General features: G+C 72.6%; 20 protein-coding genes, 1 tRNA gene and 1 other RNA gene. 15 read left to right on the top strand and 7 right to left on the bottom strand.

Annotation, left to right across the window (positions count from 1 at the left end; all coding sequences use genetic code 11):
• Positions 1-10 precede the first annotated feature (10 nt).
• Positions 11-634 (bottom strand): Rv3235 family protein, encoded by a 624-nt coding sequence (locus tag NFX44_RS27820; RefSeq protein WP_262286559.1) that lies wholly within the window; start codon positions 632-634, stop codon positions 11-13.
• 102 nt (positions 635-736) lie between these two features.
• On the bottom strand, positions 737-964 hold the full coding sequence (locus NFX44_RS27815; RefSeq protein WP_262286558.1) for an AlpA family transcriptional regulator: 228 nt from the start codon (positions 962-964) through the stop codon (positions 737-739).
• A gap of 209 nt (positions 965-1,173) precedes the next feature.
• Between NFX44_RS27815 and NFX44_RS27810 the strand changes: the two genes are divergently transcribed.
• On the top strand, positions 1,174-1,683 hold the full coding sequence (locus NFX44_RS27810; RefSeq protein WP_262286557.1) for a hypothetical protein: 510 nt from the start codon (positions 1,174-1,176) through the stop codon (positions 1,681-1,683).
• A 12-nt stretch (positions 1,684-1,695) separates the two neighbouring features.
• Here the strand turns inward: NFX44_RS27810 and NFX44_RS27805 are convergent, their stop codons facing one another.
• On the bottom strand, positions 1,696-2,721 hold the full coding sequence (locus tag NFX44_RS27805) for a hypothetical protein (protein WP_262286556.1): 1,026 nt from the start codon (positions 2,719-2,721) through the stop codon (positions 1,696-1,698).
• 417 nt (positions 2,722-3,138) lie between these two features.
• On the opposite strand from NFX44_RS27805, the gene pruA reads away from it, so the two are divergent.
• The 10 genes from pruA to NFX44_RS27755 all read left to right on the top strand — a co-directional run bounded on the left by pruA (position 3,139) and on the right by NFX44_RS27755 (position 11,827).
• Positions 3,139-4,767: an L-glutamate gamma-semialdehyde dehydrogenase gene (pruA, locus tag NFX44_RS27800; protein WP_262286555.1), complete on the top strand. Its 1,629-nt coding sequence runs from the start codon at positions 3,139-3,141 to the stop codon at positions 4,765-4,767.
• 176 nt (positions 4,768-4,943) lie between these two features.
• Positions 4,944-5,459 (top strand): PadR family transcriptional regulator, encoded by a 516-nt coding sequence (locus NFX44_RS27795; RefSeq protein WP_107078404.1) that lies wholly within the window; start codon positions 4,944-4,946, stop codon positions 5,457-5,459.
• Between the two features lie 99 nt (positions 5,460-5,558).
• On the top strand, positions 5,559-6,680 hold the full coding sequence (prfB, locus tag NFX44_RS27790) for a peptide chain release factor 2 (protein WP_262286554.1): 1,122 nt from the start codon (positions 5,559-5,561) through the stop codon (positions 6,678-6,680).
• A 118-nt stretch (positions 6,681-6,798) separates the two neighbouring features.
• On the top strand, positions 6,799-7,479 hold the full coding sequence (gene ftsE, locus NFX44_RS27785) for a cell division ATP-binding protein FtsE (RefSeq protein ID WP_262286553.1): 681 nt from the start codon (positions 6,799-6,801) through the stop codon (positions 7,477-7,479).
• A 65-nt stretch (positions 7,480-7,544) separates the two neighbouring features.
• Positions 7,545-8,420, top strand: a complete 876-nt coding sequence (ftsX, locus tag NFX44_RS27780) for a permease-like cell division protein FtsX (protein ID WP_262286552.1) — start codon at positions 7,545-7,547, stop codon at positions 8,418-8,420.
• A 111-nt stretch (positions 8,421-8,531) separates the two neighbouring features.
• A complete protein-coding gene (gene smpB, locus NFX44_RS27775; RefSeq protein ID WP_154230133.1) occupies positions 8,532-9,011 on the top strand; it encodes an SsrA-binding protein SmpB in 480 nt (159 codons plus the stop codon).
• Positions 9,012-9,117: 106 nt separating this feature from the next.
• Positions 9,118-9,494: a transfer-messenger RNA gene (ssrA, locus tag NFX44_RS27770) on the top strand.
• Positions 9,495-9,577: 83 nt separating this feature from the next.
• Positions 9,578-10,240 (top strand): hypothetical protein, encoded by a 663-nt coding sequence (locus NFX44_RS27765; RefSeq protein WP_262286551.1) that lies wholly within the window; start codon positions 9,578-9,580, stop codon positions 10,238-10,240.
• A 117-nt stretch (positions 10,241-10,357) separates the two neighbouring features.
• A complete protein-coding gene (locus tag NFX44_RS27760; RefSeq protein ID WP_262286550.1) occupies positions 10,358-10,810 on the top strand; it encodes a hypothetical protein in 453 nt (150 codons plus the stop codon).
• Positions 10,811-10,849: 39 nt separating this feature from the next.
• Complete coding sequence (locus NFX44_RS27755) at positions 10,850-11,827, top strand: hypothetical protein (protein ID WP_262286549.1); 978 nt, start codon at positions 10,850-10,852, stop codon at positions 11,825-11,827.
• Position 11,828: 1 nt separating this feature from the next.
• On the opposite strand, the gene mdlC is transcribed toward NFX44_RS27755, so the two are convergent.
• Together mdlC and NFX44_RS27745 are read right to left on the bottom strand one after the other, a co-directional pair.
• Positions 11,829-13,424 (bottom strand): benzoylformate decarboxylase, encoded by a 1,596-nt coding sequence (gene mdlC, locus NFX44_RS27750; protein ID WP_262286548.1) that lies wholly within the window; start codon positions 13,422-13,424, stop codon positions 11,829-11,831.
• A gap of 109 nt (positions 13,425-13,533) precedes the next feature.
• Positions 13,534-14,337 carry an S-methyl-5'-thioadenosine phosphorylase gene (locus NFX44_RS27745; protein WP_262286547.1) on the bottom strand — a complete coding sequence of 268 codons (804 nt, stop codon included), beginning with the start codon at positions 14,335-14,337 and terminating at the stop codon, positions 13,534-13,536.
• A gap of 131 nt (positions 14,338-14,468) precedes the next feature.
• On the opposite strand from NFX44_RS27745, the gene NFX44_RS27740 reads away from it, so the two are divergent.
• The gene (locus tag NFX44_RS27740; protein ID WP_262286546.1) at positions 14,469-15,059 is read left to right on the top strand and encodes a YqgE/AlgH family protein; all 591 of its coding nucleotides are present in this window, start codon (positions 14,469-14,471) and stop codon (positions 15,057-15,059) included.
• Positions 15,060-15,148: 89 nt separating this feature from the next.
• Positions 15,149-15,221 (top strand) — tRNA-Ala (locus NFX44_RS27735).
• 46 nt (positions 15,222-15,267) lie between these two features.
• On the opposite strand, the gene NFX44_RS27730 is transcribed toward NFX44_RS27735, so the two are convergent.
• Together NFX44_RS27730 and NFX44_RS27725 are read right to left on the bottom strand one after the other, a co-directional pair.
• Entirely contained in the window at positions 15,268-15,714 is a 447-nt protein-coding gene (locus NFX44_RS27730) for a MerR family transcriptional regulator (RefSeq protein WP_262286545.1), read from the bottom strand.
• Complete coding sequence (locus tag NFX44_RS27725) at positions 15,711-16,067, bottom strand: hypothetical protein (RefSeq protein ID WP_262286544.1); 357 nt, start codon at positions 16,065-16,067, stop codon at positions 15,711-15,713. Before NFX44_RS27725 ends, NFX44_RS27730 begins: the two co-directional genes overlap by 4 nt.
• A 137-nt stretch (positions 16,068-16,204) precedes the next feature.
• Here NFX44_RS27725 and NFX44_RS27720 point away from each other — a divergent pair, with 137 nt between their 5' ends.
• The gene (locus NFX44_RS27720) at positions 16,205-16,852 is read left to right on the top strand and encodes a dihydrofolate reductase family protein (protein ID WP_262286543.1); all 648 of its coding nucleotides are present in this window, start codon (positions 16,205-16,207) and stop codon (positions 16,850-16,852) included.
• A gap of 70 nt (positions 16,853-16,922) precedes the next feature.
• Positions 16,923-17,264, top strand: coding sequence for a VOC family protein (locus NFX44_RS27715; protein WP_262286542.1), 342 nt, complete (start codon positions 16,923-16,925; stop codon positions 17,262-17,264).
• The last annotated feature ends 29 nt before the right edge of the window (positions 17,265-17,293 follow it).

The following is a 17,293-nucleotide window of genomic DNA, read 5'->3' as shown; positions in this document are numbered from 1 at the left end:
CGGGCCGGGATCAGAGGGCGTCGAGGACGGTGCAGAGCCAGGTGCCGCGGCGGTGTTCCAGGCGCAGGGCGATCGCCCAGCTCGCGCCGCCGGTGCCCGCGAGCACGGCGGCGGCCTCGACCGCGCCGGTCCGGGGCTCGCACACCCGTAGCCGGCGGAGGTGGAGGACGGGACGGGTGGCGCGGCGGCGTGGCGGGCCCACCCGGCGGGCGGCGCGGGTCAGCTCGGCGGTCACCCGGGCGGCGGCCTCGGGGAGGCACAGCGGCCGGAGCTGCCCGGGTGGGCGGTAGCCGTTGGCGATCTCCAGGAAGGTGCGGACGAACCGGTGGGCCGCCCGGGCCGCCTCGGGGGTCGCGGTCACCAGGGCGGCGGTCGGCGGGCCGGCCGAGCGCCCCGGCCCGGCCGGCACCGGCCGGACGTCGGCGCCCCGGCCGGTCGACCGGTCGGCGGCTCGGCCGGCGGGGCGGTCGGGGTCCCGGCGACGCGGGTCGAAGAGGTCGAGGGCGAGCTGATCCACGTTCCCCCAGCTGTCGCCCCAGGTCGGATCCTGGTCGGTGCAGGGCGGGTCGAGCGGCGGGGCGGGCCGGAGCCGGACGGGGGGACGCGGTGCCAGCGGGCGGCGGGTGTCGGCCATCCTCAACCCCTGTTCCTTGCGTTTGCCTTCGTTTGCCTTCGATCACTTCTCATTCTCGGGCAGGGCAACGCCCATCGTCAATGCCGGTGCGCCATCGGGTGGTCACTCCACGTCCCGGTCGGTGAGCGGGTTGCCGCGTACCCACTCGGCGGTCTCGGCGTACTTCCGCTGGATGTACTGCTCCAGTTGAGCGCGCTCCACGCGCCACTGGCCCCGGCCGCCGATCTTGATGGCGGGCAGTTCCCCGCTGCGCACCATGTGGTAGACCTGCGAGTCCGAGACGTTCAGCTCGGCGGCCACGTCGGACAGCAGCAGGAACCTCGGCTCCACGGTGACTCCCGGGGTTGGCTACGTTTGCTTCAGTTTGCCATCAGGAGCCCGATCACCCCAGGCCGGGCACGGCGAATCCGGCCGGAGGACACACCGGCGCGGAACTTCTCCGCGACGGGTGCGGGGTGTATGACGGTCACGGCGTACGGCATGATCGGCGCCCGGAGCCGGCGTCCGCCGGCCGGCAGCCTGAGGGCGGGGAGACACCGGTGACCGACGAGCTTGTCCGGGTGTACGTGCCGGCGACCGTCCCCATGCTGGCCCGGCTGCGCGAGGAGGGCCTGGCCGGCGAGGAGGCGCACGCCGTCACCCCGGAGCTGCGGGAGTGGTACGCCGAGGGCGACGAGGAGGAGCTGGAGTACGTCGCCTTCACCCGGGCGGCCCAGGAGGCCCTGCTGCTGCTCCGGGCCGATCCGGGCGCGCCCCGCCGGCGGGTCGTCGTCTCGGTGGACCTGCCGGCCCGCGCGGTCGGCCGGGTCGGCGGCGAGCTGGGCTCCAGCGTGGTCCGGCTCTCCGGCCCGGTGCCGGTGAAGTCCGTCGCCGCGATCCACGTGGACGGCGGGGACGCGGTCGACGACGTGGCCGCCGCCGCCGAGGTGGTGGCCGAGGCGCAGGCCGGTGACCCGGACGCCCAGTTCACCGTCGACGGCGCCGAGGACCACGAGCTGGAGTGGTACGACGTGACCGAGCTGGACCTGCTGCTGCGCGACGTCTCCTGAGGCCGCGGCGCCTCAGGAGTCGGACTCGTCCTCGTCCTCCACGGCGCGCGGGCCCAGGGTGCGGCCGAACAGGATGAGCGTGGTGAGCGCCCCCACGAAGAGCACCCAGATGCCGTTGTCCACCCGCGAGGTGCCCAGCGCCGTCTGCGCCACCTGGTCCGCCTCGCTGAGCGCGGCCGCCAGGTCGAGCAGCCCGCGTCCGCCGACCCGGATGATCACCTCGGTGAGTAGCAGGAGCAGGCCCGCGCCGGCCCCGGCCACGAGGTACGCCGGCCAGCGCAGCTCCGCGACGGCCCCACCCCGACGCTCGGCGCGGCGGCGGGCCCAGGCCAGGTAGAGATAGGCCACGAGACCGGCGATCAGCCCGGCGAGCAGGGACTCGGTCCGGGACACCCACTTCGCGGCGTCGAGCACCGACTGCTGGGTGTCGCCGGCGCCGAACAGGTCGGAGAGCGGGTCCCGGGCGCGGCTGAACAGCACCACGAAGACCTGCGCGGCCAGGGTGGCGGCGGCGAGCCCGCCGACCACCCGGGCGGTGCGCGCACCGGCCGCCGCCCCGCCGATGATCGCCGCGGCGGCGGTGGTGCCGGCGATGGTGTTGGTGGTCGCGTTGTCGGCGTAGGTCAGGTTGACCGCGACCGCGGCGGCGAGCCCGACCAGCAGGCCGGCGCCGACGGCGACGAGGAAGCGCAGGGTGGCCCGGTCCAGCCGGTTGGTCGCCGCCAGGGCGACGGCGGCGCCGGCGACCAGCGCGGCGGTGATCACGCCGGGCAGGGCGTACGCGGAGAGGCTGAGCGCGGTGACCCCGGCCGCGGCCGAGGCGATCGCCGCCCGCGTGGACCAGAGCATGGCGGCCAGCCAGCCGAGCGACAGCACGGCCAGCACCAGGGCGCCGGGCGCGTGGGTGAGGCGGCCACCGGCGGCGGGCGCGGCCTCGGCGCTCCCGTCCGAGGGGGATCCGGCCGGCGTGGCGACCGTCCGCTCGGTGGCGGGCTGGTCCGGCTCCGCGGCCGTGGAGCTGCCGGGCTGCTTGCTCATCGTCTCCCTCTCGACGGACGCCGGGTCGGCCGCGACGGCCGGGCAGGTCACCGGTCATCCAGCGTACGCGGCCGGCCGGCCCCACTCCGGGCCCGGCCGGCCGGTGTCGTCGATCCCGGGTCGCCGGGCCGGGCGGCGACGGATCCCAGGCGAGCGATCGGGCCAACCGAGGATTCGTCGGGAGAGAGTGGCTTGTCGCCTACGGTCCGGTGTGCGGCGTGGCGTCCGGGTGCCCCGGGCCGGGGCGACCCGAACCGGGGCGGTGCAGGTGGGGCCGGCCTCCTCGCATGAAAGAATTGGCCGAGGTCCCGCCGCCGCGACCGGTACCCCGCGAGCGGCGCCCGGCGACCCGGCCACCCGGCCGGCGCCCGCGGGTCCGATTTCGCCACCGCCGTCGAGATCGCACAGGAGCCTGTGATGGACGCCGTGTTCTCCGTACCCGAGCCGCGCAACGAGCCGGTCCACACCTACGAGCCCGGCAGCGCCGAGCGGGAGCGGCTCCAGCGGCGACTGGCCGACCTGGCCGCCGAGCGGATCGACCTGCCGATGACCATCGCCGGCGAGCAGCGGATGGCCGCCGGTGACCCGATCAACGTGGTCCAGCCGCACAAGCACGCCCACGTGCTCGGCGTCACGGGCCACGCCACCCACGACGACGCCCGCGCCGCGGTCAAGGCCGCCAAGGACGCCGCGCCGATGTGGCGGGCGCTGCCGTTCGAGGAGCGCGCCGCGATCTTCCTGCGCGCCGCCGACCTGCTCTCCGGTCCCTGGCGGGACACGCTCAACGCGGCCACCATGCTGGGCCAGTCCAAGACGGTGGTCCAGGCCGAGATCGACGCGGCCTGCGAGCTGATCGACTTCCTCCGGTTCAACGTCTACTTCGCCCGCAAGCTCCTGGCCGAGCAGCCGCTGTCCTCGCCGGGTGTGTGGAACCGCTTCGACCACCGGCCCCTGGAGGGCTTCGTCTACGCGGTCACCCCGTTCAACTTCACCGCGATCGCCGGCAACCTGCCCTCGGCGCCGGCGCTGCTCGGCAACACCGTGGTCTGGAAGCCGGGCCCGACCCAGCAGTTCGCCGCCCACTTCACCATGCGGCTGTTCGAGGCGGCCGGCCTTCCGCCCGGTGTGATCAACATGGTGACCGGGCGCGGCGAGGAGGTCTCCGACGTCGTACTCGCCGACCCGGACCTGGCCGGCATCCACTTCACCGGCTCCACCAAGGTCTTCCAGCACCTGTGGAAGACGGTCGGGGACAACATCGCCCGCTACCGGGGCTACCCGCGGCTGGTCGGCGAGACCGGCGGCAAGGACTTCGTGGTCGCGCACACCAGCGCCGACGTGGACGCCCTGCACACCGCGCTGATCCGGGGCGCCTACGAGTACCAGGGCCAGAAGTGCTCGGCCGCCTCGCGGGCGTACATCCCCCGGTCCATCTGGGAGGGCGGGCTGCGCGACCGGCTGGCGGCCACCGCCGACTCGCTCACCTACGGCGACGTCACCGACTTCAGCAACTTCGGCGGCGCGGTGATCGACGACAAGGCGTTCGGCCGGCACACCGCCGCGCTGGAGCTGATCAAGGGCGACGACAGCTGCCGGGTCCTGGCCGGCGGCACCGCCGACGACTCGGTCGGCTACTTCGTCCGGCCGACCCTCTTCGAGTGCTCGGACGCCGCGCACGAGACCTTCACCACCGAGTACTTCGGCCCGATCCTCGGCGTGCACGTCTTCGACGACGCCCGCTTCGACGAGGTGGTCCACCAGGCCGAGTCGATCGCGCCGTACGCGCTGACCGGGTCGATCTTCGCGACCGACCGCCGGGTGGTCGACCAGGTGGCGGAGAAGATGCGCTACGCGGCCGGCAACTTCTACATCAACGACAAGCCGACCGGCGCGGTGGTCGGGCAGCAGCCGTTCGGCGGCGCCCGGGCCAGCGGCACCAACGACAAGGCCGGCTCGTGGCACAACCTGGTCCGCTGGACGTCGCCGCGGACGATCAAGGAGACCTTCGTCCCGCCGACCGAGCACGGCTACCCGCACATGGGCTGACCTGCGCGCGGTCGCCGGTGGCGCACCCAGCGTCACCGGCGACCGGCCGGGCGGGGGAGGGGCCGGACGTCCCCGGCGGACTGTCGTCGGCCGACAGTGCACATCGGACGACCCGAAGGGCGGCGAAAACGGCAAATCCTGGACGCCAGGTCCGACAAAGTGGCAGCTTAGAGGGCATGGCGGAATCCGGAGTCAACCCGACGGCGGCGGCCCTGCTGGGCCTGCTGCACGACGGCCCGATGACAGGCGGTCAACTGATGGCCGCCGCCGAGCGCCGGCTGGCGCCGTACTGGTCGATGACCCGCAGCCAGGTCTACCGCGAGCTTCCGGTCCTGGCCGAGAAGGGTCTCGTGCGGCTCGGCAAGCCCGGGCCGCGGTTGAGCCAGCCGTACGCGATCACGGCGGCCGGGAAACGGACATTCTCCCGCTGGCTCGCGGAGAACCCGGGCCGGGACACCATCCGTAACCCGATAGCGCTACGGATCGCCTTCGGCAACCTGCACTCGGCTAGCCAGCTCAAGAACCTCTACGCGTCGGCGAACGAGTACCACACCGAGGCCCTGGCGGCGGTGCGCGAGCAGGTCAAGAACGCCAAGAAGGAAGGCGACGACTACGACGCCAGCGCGCTGGAGTTCGCCGTCGCCTACCACCGCGCGGCGCTGTCCTGGCTCAAGAGCGCCCCGGTCGGCTGACCACCTGCCGCAGCCAGGGCGACCTGGCGGTGCGACTTTTCGCGCCTGCCTGCGGGGCTCGCAAGCTCACTGCTCGCACGCGCAGTAGTCTTGTCTGTCGTGACCGCTGCCGATTACGCCGAACAGCTCAAGGAACTCGACGCCACCCTACGCAACATCGAGGCCGTACTCGACCTCGACAAGCTTCGCGAGCAGAAGGCCCGCCTGGAGCAGGAGGCCTCCGCGCCGGACCTGTGGGACGACCAGGCCAAGGCGCAGCAGGTGACGTCGCAGCTGTCGTACGTCAACGGCGAGATCTCCAAGCTCGGCAGCCTCCGCTCCCGGCTCGACGACGCCGGGGTCCTGCTGGAGCTGGCCCAGGCCGAGTCCGACAGCGGCACCCTCACCGAGGTCGAGTCGGAGATCACCGGGCTGACCAAGGCCATCCAGGAGATGGAGGTCCGCACCCTGCTCTCCGGCGAGTACGACTCCCGGGAGGCGCTGGTCGCCATCCGGGCGGGCGCCGGCGGCGTGGACGCGGCGGACTTCGCCGAGATGCTGCTCCGGATGTACCTGCGCTGGGCCGAGCGGCACGGCTACCCGACCGAGGTCTACGAGACCTCGTACGCCGAGGAGGCGGGCCTCAAGTCGGCCACCTTCACGGTCAAGGTGCCCTACGCGTTCGGCACGCTCAGCGTCGAGTCCGGCACCCACCGGCTGGTCCGGATCAGCCCGTTCGACAACCAGGGCCGCCGGCAGACCAGCTTCGCCGGCGTCGAGGTGCTGCCGGTCGTGGAGCAGACCGACCACATCGAGATCCCCGAGAACGAGATGCGGATCGACGTCTACCGCTCCTCCGGCCCGGGCGGCCAGAGCGTCAACACCACCGACTCGGCGGTCCGGATCACCCACATCCCGACCGGCATCGTGGTCACCTGCCAGAACGAGAAGTCCCAGCTGCAGAACAAGGCCTCGGCGCTGCGGGTGCTCCAGGCCCGGCTGCTGGAGCGCAAGCGGCAGGAGGAGCAGGCCAAGCTCCAGGGCCTGAAGACCGACGCCGCCGGCTCCTGGGGCGACCAGATGCGCTCGTACGTTCTGCACCCTTATCAGATGGTGAAGGATCTGCGGACCGAGCAGGAGACGGGCAATCCGTCCGCGGTCTTCGACGGCGAGCTGGACAGCTTCATCGAGGCGGGTATCCGCTGGCGGAAGCAGCAGCAGCTCACCGCTGACGGTGCGTGATCGATCTCCGACGCAGCGCGTCATCGATCTCTGTCTGACCGGCTGAATCGATGACGCGACTCGCTTCGGAGGGGCGGGGGGCTTGGCTCCCCGGTTACACCGCGTAGACTCTCGACCCGTGATTCAGCTTGAGCAAGTGACGAAGACGTACCCGAAGGCGTCCCGGCCTTCGCTCGACAACGTGTCCGTCTCGATCGAGAAGGGCGAGTTCGTCTTCTTCATCGGTCCATCCGGCTCCGGCAAGTCCACGATCATCAAATTGCTGCTGCACGAGGTCACCCCCAACAAGGGGCGGGTCGTCGTCAACGGCAAGGACGTCACGTCGATGCGTTCCTGGAAGCGACCCCACTTCCGGCGTTCCATCGGCTGCGTCTTCCAGGACTTCCGCCTCCTGCCGAACCGCACGGCCTACGAGAACGTGGCCTTCGCGCTGGAGGTGATCGGCAAGACCAAGGCGGTCGCCCGCCGGGTCGTCCCCGAGGTGCTGGAGCTGGTCGGTCTCGGTGGGAAGGAGCACCGCTACCCCCACGAGCTCTCCGGTGGTGAGCAGCAGCGGGTCGCGGTGGCCCGGGCGTTCGTGAACCGGCCGCTGATCCTGCTGGCGGACGAGCCCACCGGAAACCTGGACCCGGACACCTCGATCGAGATCATGCGCCTGCTGGACCGGATCAACCGCACCGGCACGACCGTCGTGATGGTCACGCACGACTCCAACATCGTGAACCAGATGCGCCGCCGCGTCGTCGAGATCGAGAGCGGCCGCATCGTGCGCGACCAGGCCCGCGGCGTCTACGGCTGAGCCGCTGACGACTCGCAGACCCTGACGACGAACACCTCACGCCGGAGAGCCGGAGGAATATCCCGATGCGGATGAAGTATGTCCTGTCCGAGGTACTGGTCGGACTGTGGCGGAACGTCACCATGACCCTCGCCATGATCATCACCATGGCGGTGTCGCTGTTCATGCTGGGCGGCAGCGGCCTTCTGTACCAGAAGGTCGGCGACATGAAGGACCTCTACTACGAGAACGTCCAGGTCTCGATCTTCCTCAAGACCGACGTCAACGAACAGCAGCGGACCGACCTCGAGACCAAGCTCAAGGCCGACCCGATGGTCAAGGAAGTCACGTACGTCGACAAGACGGAGGCGTACAAGCGCTTCCAGCAGATGTACGCCGACGCGCCGGACCTGGTGAACGCGGTCAAGCCGGACCAGCTCCCCGAGTCGTTCCGGCTCACGCTGAACAACCCGGAGCAGTACAAGAAGATCTACGACGAGTACAAGGCCTCCGAGGGCATCGACACGATCGTCGACCAGAGCAAGCTGCTCGACAAGGTCTTCGGCGTGCTCACCGGCTTCCAGAACGGCGCGCTGGCCGTCGCGATCGTCATGGCGATCGCCGCCCTGCTGCTGGTCGCGAACACCATTCAGGTGGCCGCGTACAGCAAGCGGCGTGAGGTCGCGGTCATGAAGCTGGTCGGCGCCTCCAACTGGTTCATCCAGGCGCCGTTCGTGCTGGAGGCGGTGGTCGCCGGTCTGATCGGCTCGATCCTCGGCCTCCTCGCGTTGATCGCGTTGAAGACACTCGCGGCGGGGAGTTCGATGGCGGCCCTGGAGGGCCTGATCACCCCGATCTCCTGGTCCGAGATCTTCCTGACCTTCCCGCTGATGGCCGCCGTCGGTGGCCTGGTCAGCGCGGTCACCGCCTGGGTCACGCTCCGCTTCTACCTGCGGGTCTAGTTACCGGTACGGCTCTCCGAGGGCCCTCCCGCGCCGGAATAAACGGCGCGGGAGGGTCCTTGTCATTCGGGTAGCATGATCTCGCTCTGGACCGGGAAGGGGGTGGCGCCGATGCCACGGGAAAAGGGTCGCAAGGTGGTCGCCTCCAACAAGAAGGCGCGGCACGACTACGCCATCCTCGACACGTACGAGGCGGGCATGTCGCTGACCGGCACCGAGGTCAAGTCGCTGCGGGCCGGCCGGGCGTCGCTGGTCGACGCATTCGCCCAGGAACGTGACGGCGAGCTCTACCTGCACGGCATGCACATCCCGGAGTACACCCAGGGCACCTGGACCAACCACGAGCCCCGGCGGACCCGGAAGCTGCTGCTCAAGCGGCTGGAGATCGACCGGCTGATCGGCAAGACCAGGGAGAGCGGTCTCACCATGGTGCCGCTGCAGGTCTACTTCTCCGACGGCTGGGCGAAGGTGGAGATCGGCCTGGCCCGGGGTAAGAAGTCGTACGACAAGCGCCAGGACCTGGCCAAGCGGGACGCCGACCGGGAGATCGCCCGGGTGGTGGGCCGGCGCGGCAAGGGCATGGCTGAGTAAGATGTCCGGGTTTGTTCGGTTGCCGGGCTTCGGGCCGGCCTCGGAATGAATCCGGTTGCGCCAGGCGTTAGGCTTGGTGATGCTGCCGACAGGGGCAGCCCGTCGAGGGGGTGACTGGTTTCGACTTCGTACGTTGCGGCAGGGGAAGCGAGCCGAGGAAGCCGACGTCGTCTCGAGAATCGTTCGTCGGAAACCAATAAGCGCCAAGAACAATCGCGCTGACTTCGCTCTCGCCGCCTGAGGCGAGTAGCTAAGTCTGTCGGCCTGGGAGCGCCTTCGACCCAGTTCGCCGGCATCAGCTAGAAGGCTGGCCAACCGGACCCGGTCGCGGGGTCCGTGCGGCGAGATTAATCAGCGACTGGGCCCGTCACACCGACTCGCTCGCGTGATCGGTGGGGCCGAGTAGAGGCACAGCGAGCTGCGCTCGGAGAAGCCCTGACAAGGCGGCGAAGGACCCGGGTTCGATTCCCGGCACCTCCACCACCTGATTTGTGCGCCCCGGTCCACCGGACCGGGGCGCACAGTCGTGTCCGGACCCGGTTGCGCCGGCGCTCTAGGCTCCGCCTGTGACGAACGAGCGGATCCGACTCTCCGTCGGCGCGGCATCCGGCCAACGCGGGATGGCCGTCGTGGTGGGTGTCCTGTTCGCCGCCTTCGGCGCGGCCTTCGTGCTGCTGCCGCTGGTCGCCGAGGACCTGCTGCGGCGGGTCACCGGCTTCGGCGAGCCGGTCCCCTCGTACGACGACGTCCGGGACCTGCCGCCCGAGCTGCTCCCGCCCGACCTGCACGACGGCGCCGCCGCCACGCCCACGCCGCTGCGCTACGCCGGGCTCTGCGGGCTCCCGTTCGTGCTGCTCGGGCTCTACCTGGTGCTGCGGGTGCTGCGCACGGCCGCCTGGCTGGACGGGACCCGGGCGTCGGTCCGGGGCGCGCTCGGTATCCGTACCGTCGACCTGGCCACGGCCGAGGTGCGCGGCGGCACGATCGCCCACCGGGTCGGCGACGACGGCGTGGTGCGGGTGCCCAGCCTGATCGCCCGGGACCGGGACAGCGGCCGGCGGGTCACCATCCCGTTGCAGGGCCCGGGGCTGGGCAACCTGCCGGCGTACGAGCTGCGGGCGCTCGCCGAGGCGATCACGGCGGGCCGGCCGGACCAGGGCCGGGACGCCGACGCGCACGCCCTCGCCGGCCGCCTGCGGACCATGGCGGCGAGTCCGTTGGGGCTGTAGAGGCCCCTGTGACCGGCGGGGCAGATGGGGCAGATGAGGCTTCCACCCCTCCTGGACAGCTCGGGAACCCGGGTTCACCATCGCTGTACGCGGTAGCGCAGCAGCGCGGGAGGTGCCATGGCCACCAATCCGATCCAGCAGCCGTCCACGGTCACGGCCGTGCCCCACCCCCGGCCCCCGCTCCCCGGCGACCTGCGTAACCTCGCCCGGGCGCTCGCCTCGGCGCCGGCCGAGCCGCGCTGGCGGGAGCACATGGTCGGCCGGCTCGGCCCGGTCCGGCGGGGCTTCGCCGAGCACGTCCGGCTCACCGAGGGCCCGGCCGGCCTCTACGCCGAACTGCTTCACCAGGCGCCGCGGCTGGACCGGGGCGTACGCCTGCTGGCCGGCGAGCACACCGCCATCGCGGCGGCCATCGCCGCGCTCCAGCACGCGGTGCGCCTGCCCTCGGTGCCCGCCGAGGAACTGCGGGAGCAGGCCCGGAACCTGCTGCGGGCGCTCGACCGGCACCGGCAGCGCGGCGCGGACCTGCTCTGGGAGGCGTACCAGGCCGACCTGGGCGGGGAGGACTGACCGGGGGAACCGGCCGGGAAAGGCCCGCGTCCAACCAGCATGCGTCGCTCTCTCGCCCTGCTCGGGCTACCGCTCCTGGTCCTGGCCGGCTGCGCCGCGCCCGGCGCCGACCCCGCCGGCCCGCCGGTCGCCGGTGGTCCGTCGGCCTCCGGCCCCGACCACCGGTGGGAGGCGTTCGACCAGCGGGCCACCGAGGTGGCCGACGCGTGGCGCCCCGGGCCCGCGTGGCGCAGCGGGTACGTCCCGCTCGACGAGGCCACCGTGCTGACCGGCGACCCCGGCTTCGACGACGAGACGAAGCAGGCCTTCCTCAACGGCTGGTACCGGGACCAGATCACTGTCCCGACCGCCCGGCCCGCCGAGGGCACGATCCGCTTCCCGGACGGCACGCTGCGCGTCCCGCTGGTCAGCGCCGCCGAGGCGTACGCCCAGCTCGACCAGGGCGACCCGCCTCCCTGCGAGGGCCGGCCGAGCACACCCGGGCCGGGGCGGCCCAAGGGCGGTCCGACCATCGAGCCCGGCCCGGACGGCTGGGTCGCCACCCAGGCGCCCAGCCCGTGCGTGCCGCTGACGGTCACCGCGGTGACGCTGGGCAGCGCGTCGGTGCGTACCAGCCGGGGCGAGGCCGACGTGCCGGCCTGGCTGTTCACCGTGGAGGGCCTCCGGGTGCCGGTGGCGCGCCTCGCCGTGGCGCCCAGCGCGGTCGGGACCGCGCCGGAGGGGATCGCGCCGAGCCGCCCGGCGGACGACGGTGTCGTGGCGGCGACCGACCTGCGCGCGGTGGACGGGAACCGGATCGACTACCGGGTCGGCACGGGCGCCTGCGACGGGCCGCCAACCCCGCTGGTGCTGGAGCGGGACGACGTCGTGGTGCTCGGGGCCGGGGTGGTCCGCTCCACCGGGGCGTGCACCATGCAACTGGTCATGAAGCCGCTGACCGTGACGCTGAAGGCGCCCCTCGGCGACCGGGCGGTGCTCGACGTCGCCAGCGGCACCCCGCTCGTCGTACGCCGCTGACCTACAGGATCCGTGGCACGTCGGTGCTGATCGGCACGGGCAGCACGGTCGGCCGGTCGGCCGCGAGCGCGGCGGCCAGCGCCGGGCCGAGCCCGTCCAGCGACTCCACCACCTCCGCGGCGCAGCCGTAGCCGCGCGCCACCGCGGTCACGTCCAGCCCCGGCAGGTCCAGCGCCGGCACCCCGGGCGTGTGCTTCAGCTCGGCGAACGCCTTGAGGATCGCGTACTGCCGGTTGACCGCGACCACGACGGCGAGCGGCAGGCCGAGTTGCGCGGCGGTCCACAACGCCTGCACCGAGTAGTGGAACGAGCCGTCGCCGATCACCGCGACCACCGGCCGGCCGCGCCCGCTGTCCCGCTCGGCCAGCGCGATGCCCACCGCCGCCGGCAGGCCGAACCCGAGGCCGCCGCTGGCCATCGTGAAGTACGACCGGGGCCGGCCGATCCGCAGCCGGCGGCGCAACGCCGCCAGGTTGGACGGCGACTCCTGCACGAGCACCCCGTCGGCCGGCCACTGCCCGGCCAGCGCGGTGAAGAGGGCGTCGGCGCTCGGCGGGTCCGCCGACCCGGCCGGCGCCGGGGCCTCCCGGGCCGGCGGCGGGGGCCGGTCCGCCGGGGGCAGCAGCTCCACCAGCCCGGCCATGGTCAGCCCGGCGTCGCCGAGCAGGCTCTCCCCGACCGGGGCCCGGGCCGCCTCGTCCGGGTCGTCGGTGACGTGCAGCAGCCGGGCGTCGCCGGGCAGGTAGTCGCCCGGCACGTGCGGGTAGTAGCGGAACACCGGAGCGCCCACCACCAGCACCGTGTCGTGGCCGCGCAACGCCTCGGCCAGCGGGCCGATCGCGTACGGCAGGACACCCCGGAAGTGCGGGTGGTCCTCGGGGAAGACGGCCCGCTCCGGCGCCGGGGCGGCCCAGACCGGCGCGGCCAGCCGCTCGGCCAGCGCCACGGCGACCGGCCAGGCGTCGGCCCGGTCGACCGCCGCGCCGAGCACCACCACCGGAGCGCGGGAGGCGGCCAGCGTGGCGGCGAAGCCGCGCAGCCGGTCCGGGTCCGGCGCGATCCGGGTCGCCACCGTCCGCACCTGCGGCGGCGGGTCGGCCGGCCGGTCCCAGTCATCCATCGGCAGGGAGAGGAAGACCGGCCCGGCCGGTGGCTGCACCGCCGAGGCGTACGCCCGCATGAAGGCCGCCGGGATGTCCTGCGCACGCGCCGGCTCGTGGGCCCACTTGACGTACGGGTGGGCCAGCTCGACCGCCCGGGGGTTGGCCAGGCGGGGTTCGATGAGCAGCATCTCCCGGGTCTGCTGGCCGGCGGTGACGATCAATGGCGTCCGGTTGTGCCAGGCGGTGACCAGGTTGCCCATGCCGTTGCCGAAGCCCGGGGCGGTGTGCAGGTTGACGTGCGCGGGCCGGCCGGTGGCCTGCGCGTAGCCGTCGGCCATGGCCATGGCCGACGCCTCCTGCAGCGCGTGCACGTAGCGGAAGTCGGCCGGGAAGTCCTTGAGGAACGGCTCCTCGGTGGAGCCGGGGTTGCCGAAGACGGTGGTCAGGCCCAGGGCGCGGAGCAGGTCGTAGGTCGTGTCGCGGACCGTTGCCATCGCCGGCTGCCTCCCGTCCCCCGCGCGTGCCGGGGACGGCCCGGTGATCAGCTCCCCGACCAGCCGAATCTATCGGGCCGAGCGTGGTTTTTCGGGCGCTTCCCGGCGCTCAGGGCAGCGGGAACGGGAGCTTGATCCCGTCCAGCGCCCGCCCGCAGGGGCAGTCCCGCTCGGCGGGCAGCGCGGCGACCGCGTCGAGCAGCACCCCGCGCAGCCGGTCGGTGTTCTCCGCGAAGACCCGGAAGACCTCCTCCTGGGTGACCGACTCGCCCGCCTCGACGCCCGCGTCCAGGTCGGTGACCAGGGCGATCGAGGTGTAGCAGAGGGCCAGCTCGCGGGCGAGCACCGCCTCCGGGTGGCCGGTCATGTTGACCACCGTGCCGCCGATCGAGGCGAACCAGCGCGACTCCGCCCGGGTCGAGAAGCGCGGCCCCTCGACCACCACCACCGTCCCGCCGTCCACGGCGGGCACGCCCCGCCCGGCCGCCGCGTCGAGCAGCGTCCGCCGCCCGGCCGGGCAGTACGGGTCGGCGAAGGACACGTGCACGGCGCCCTGGTCGTAGTAGGTCTGGGCCCGCCCGCTGGTGCGGTCGACGAGCTGGTCCGGCACCACGAACGTGCCCGGGCCCAGCTCCGGCCGGAGCCCGCCGACCGCGCAGGGGGCCAGCACCTGGCGTACGCCCAGAGACCGCAGAGCCCACAGGTTGGCCCGGTAGGGGATCAGGTGCGGCGGGTAGCGGTGGTCGCGCCCGTGCCGGGGCAGGAACGCCACCCGCCGGCCGGCCACCTCCGCGATGGTGATCGGATCCGACGGCGCCCCGTACGGCGTCTCCAGCACGTGCTCGGTGGCGCCGTCGAGGAGGGCGTAGAGGCCCGACCCGCCGATCACCGCCAGTTCGGCCGTAGCCGCCATCCGACCCTCCCTCGATCCCACACGATCACCCGCCGGTCAGACCTTAGCCAGCGGGCGGAGCGCAGGCTATGGTGCCTTGCATGGCGTTGACAGCGCGGCTGGTCGCGGCGTACGGCTGACGGGTGTCGGACATGCAGGGTGAGGGACAGGCGATCGGTGGCCGAGCCATGGATTCCATGACCGGGCGGCTGCTGGTCGCGACGCCTGCGCTGAAGGACCCGAACTTCGACCGCACCGTCGTGCTGCTGGTCGCCCACGAACCCGGCGGCGCCCTCGGCGTGGTGCTGAACCGCGCCACCGAGGTGCCGGTGGCCGACGTCCTGGGCGACTGGAGCGACCTGGCCCGGCATCCCGCGGTCCTCTTCGAGGGCGGCCCCGTGCAGCCCGACTCGGCGATCTGCCTGGCCCGGATGCGCCACCCGATCAAGCCGGTGAAGGGCTTCCACCGGGTGTCCGGCGCGGTGGGCACCGTCGACCTCTCGGTCGACCCGGAGAAGCTGCGCGACGCCGTCGGCGGGATCCGGGTCTTCGCCGGCTACTCGGGCTGGGGCGCCGGGCAGCTGGAGCGGGAGATCGAGGACGGGTCCTGGTTCGTGCTCGACGCCCTCCCCGGTGACGCCTTCGTCGACCGCCCGGACGACCTGTGGCCGATGGTGCTGCGCCGGCAGGGCGGCATGATGGCGGCGGTCGCCCACTTCCCCCCGGATGTGGCCCTGAACTGAGCGACCGGCCGGGAGACCCCCGCGAGATGACCATGCCAACCGGCGTGTGTATAGTTCTCTCCGTGCCCGGGCGACCGGGACGACCGCAAGGGGCCGTGGCGCAGCTGGTAGCGCACCACACTGGCAGTGTGGGGGTCAGGGGTTCGAGTCCCCTCGGCTCCACCCTTCGCGATCAGGGCGTTCGTCAGACATGACGGACGCCCTTTCGTCATTCCGGACACGGTTCCCGCCGGCCCTCGGTGAGTTCGGCGAAGGGAAGCGGGCAGCTGGAGCTGCCGGCGCAGGTGACCAGATCGTCACAACCGGCCGAGACGGCGGCGCGGAGCGTGTCGCGGATGACGGTGAGGTCGGCCAGCTTCTGTTCCACCTCGACGAGCTTCTCCCTGGCCTGTGCCCGGAGGCCGCTGTCGGGTCGGCGGTGCCGGTGCCGGCCGGCGTCCAGCAGGTCGGCCACCTCCCTGAGGGTGAACCCGAGGCGCTGGGCGATCTTGATGACCCGCAACACGGTGACCGTGTCGGACGGGTAGAGCCGGTGCCCGCCCGGCGACCGCCGCGGGGCGGCGAGGAGCCCCCGGCGCTCGTAGTAGCGCAGCATCTGCGGGTTGACACCGGCCGCGTCGGCCAGTTCGCCGCTGCGCAGCCCCGATCCGGTCATCTCGGGGCCCGGACAGCCGTGGCCCGCGCGGCGAGGGCGTCGAGCACGTCGACATGCGCCGCTGGTACCCGGACGTCCAGCGTCAGCAGGTCCGGGCCGTGTCGCGCGATGTCGAAGGCGAAGAACGAGCAGCACGACGACTCACGGGCCGTCAGAGCCCGCGCCGTCTCCTCGACGTGCTCCCCGCCGTCGAGCCGCAACCGCAGGTGCTCTGCCGAGACGCGATCGGCACCCCGGACCGCGGCGCGGAAGAACTGATCGAACTCGGCGAGCCGCAGCGGCCGTTCGGCCGTCGGCAGGGTGCACGCATCCGGCACCCAGGATTCGTCCGTCGTGATGTCGTGGTCACTCATCCTCCGACGGTAAGCCTGTACCGAGGTACCGGATGCAAGCCCCGAGCCGGTGAGGGTGTCCGTCGTGCCCGCTGAGCAGGCTCCAGGCGCGACAGGTTGTAGGTTGCCAACAGACGGTGCTCGCCAGAGGGGGATTCGTGCCACAGCAGCTGTTGAGGGTGCAGAGCTTCGCCGTGTCACGCGACGGGTTCGGCGCCGGCGAGGGGCAGAGCCTGGAGCGGCCCTTCGGCCACGCGGACCCCACCGCGCTGTTCGCCTGGCGTGCCGCCACCGCCAGCTTCGTGTACCGCACCGAGCCCGGGGGCACCCGTGGCCTGGACGACTACCTGACCCGCGACTACGACCGCAACATCGGCGCCGAGATCATGGGCCGTAACAAGTTCGGCCCGCAGCGCGGCCCCTGGGAGAACCACGACTGGCAGGGGTGGTGGGGGGACAACCCACCGTTCCACGTGCCGGTCTTCGTGCTCACCCACCACGAGCGCCCGTCGTTCACCCTGGCGGACACCACGTTCCACTTCCTCGACGCCAGCCCGGCCGAGGCGCTGGCACGCGCGAAGCAGGCGGCCGACGGCCGGGACGTACGCCTCGGCGGCGGAGTCGCCACCATCCGAGAATTCCTCGAGGCCGACCTGGTCGACGAGATGCACATCGTCGTCGCCCCCGTCGACCTCGGTCGCGGTGAGCGGCTGTGGGAGAGCCCCGACGAGCTTCTCGACCGCTTCCACCTCGAGTCGGTGCCGAGCCCGAGCGGGGTCACCCACCTGCTGTTCTGGCGACGATGACCACCGGCCGCGCGCACGCTGGCAAGCCTGCGTTTCGGCGGAGAAGCTCTCTCATCCCTAGCATGGCCACATGACCGTAGACCTGTTCGCGGGCCTTCCTGTCCGCGACCGTCGCGCGGCGGCGGCCTGGTACGAGCGGCTCCTCGGCGCGCCACCCGCGTTCCTGCCGAACGACACCGAGGCGGTGTGGGAGCTCGCCGAGCACCGGTTCCTGTACATCGACGTGCGGCCCGAGCACGCCGGCCACGCCATGCACACCGTCTTCGTCGACGATCTCGACGCCCGCCTCGCGCAGATCGCCGAGCGCGGCCTGACGCCGGCCGAGTGCGAGACGTACGACAACGGAGTCCGCAAGGCCATCTTCCGCGACCCGGACGGCAACGAGATCGGCTTCGGCGGCGGCCCCGGCTGACCGGCGGCGGCGCCCGCCCTGCCGGACGG

It is taken from the genome of Micromonospora sp. MA102 (genome assembly GCF_025460765.1).
Classification (GTDB): domain Bacteria; phylum Actinomycetota; class Actinomycetes; order Mycobacteriales; family Micromonosporaceae; genus Micromonospora; species Micromonospora halotolerans.
The sequence above is the reverse complement of the archived record's forward strand: the minus strand, read 5'-3'. Positions and strand labels throughout refer to the sequence as shown.

What these genes read in the sequence shown, in the direction of transcription:
- NFX44_RS27820 (WP_262286559.1), bottom strand. Translation starts at nt 634, where the DNA reads ATGGCCGACACCCGCCGCCCGCTGGCACCGCGTCCCCCCGTCCGGCTC.
- NFX44_RS27805 (WP_262286556.1), bottom strand. Translation starts at nt 2,721, where the DNA reads ATGAGCAAGCAGCCCGGCAGCTCCACGGCCGCGGAGCCGGACCAGCCC.
- pruA (WP_262286555.1), top strand. Translation starts at nt 3,139, where the DNA reads ATGGACGCCGTGTTCTCCGTACCCGAGCCGCGCAACGAGCCGGTCCAC.
- NFX44_RS27795 (WP_107078404.1), top strand. Translation starts at nt 4,944, where the DNA reads ATGGCGGAATCCGGAGTCAACCCGACGGCGGCGGCCCTGCTGGGCCTG.
- ftsX (WP_262286552.1), top strand. Translation starts at nt 7,545, where the DNA reads ATGCGGATGAAGTATGTCCTGTCCGAGGTACTGGTCGGACTGTGGCGG.
- smpB (WP_154230133.1), top strand. Translation starts at nt 8,532, where the DNA reads ATGCCACGGGAAAAGGGTCGCAAGGTGGTCGCCTCCAACAAGAAGGCG.
- NFX44_RS27760 (WP_262286550.1), top strand. Translation starts at nt 10,358, where the DNA reads ATGGCCACCAATCCGATCCAGCAGCCGTCCACGGTCACGGCCGTGCCC.
- NFX44_RS27755 (WP_262286549.1), top strand. Translation starts at nt 10,850, where the DNA reads ATGCGTCGCTCTCTCGCCCTGCTCGGGCTACCGCTCCTGGTCCTGGCC.
- mdlC (WP_262286548.1), bottom strand. Translation starts at nt 13,424, where the DNA reads ATGGCAACGGTCCGCGACACGACCTACGACCTGCTCCGCGCCCTGGGC.
- NFX44_RS27745 (WP_262286547.1), bottom strand. Translation starts at nt 14,337, where the DNA reads ATGGCGGCTACGGCCGAACTGGCGGTGATCGGCGGGTCGGGCCTCTAC.
- NFX44_RS27740 (WP_262286546.1), top strand. Translation starts at nt 14,469, where the DNA reads ATGCAGGGTGAGGGACAGGCGATCGGTGGCCGAGCCATGGATTCCATG.
- NFX44_RS27730 (WP_262286545.1), bottom strand. Translation starts at nt 15,714, where the DNA reads ATGACCGGATCGGGGCTGCGCAGCGGCGAACTGGCCGACGCGGCCGGT.
- NFX44_RS27725 (WP_262286544.1), bottom strand. Translation starts at nt 16,067, where the DNA reads ATGAGTGACCACGACATCACGACGGACGAATCCTGGGTGCCGGATGCG.
- NFX44_RS27715 (WP_262286542.1), top strand. Translation starts at nt 16,923, where the DNA reads ATGACCGTAGACCTGTTCGCGGGCCTTCCTGTCCGCGACCGTCGCGCG.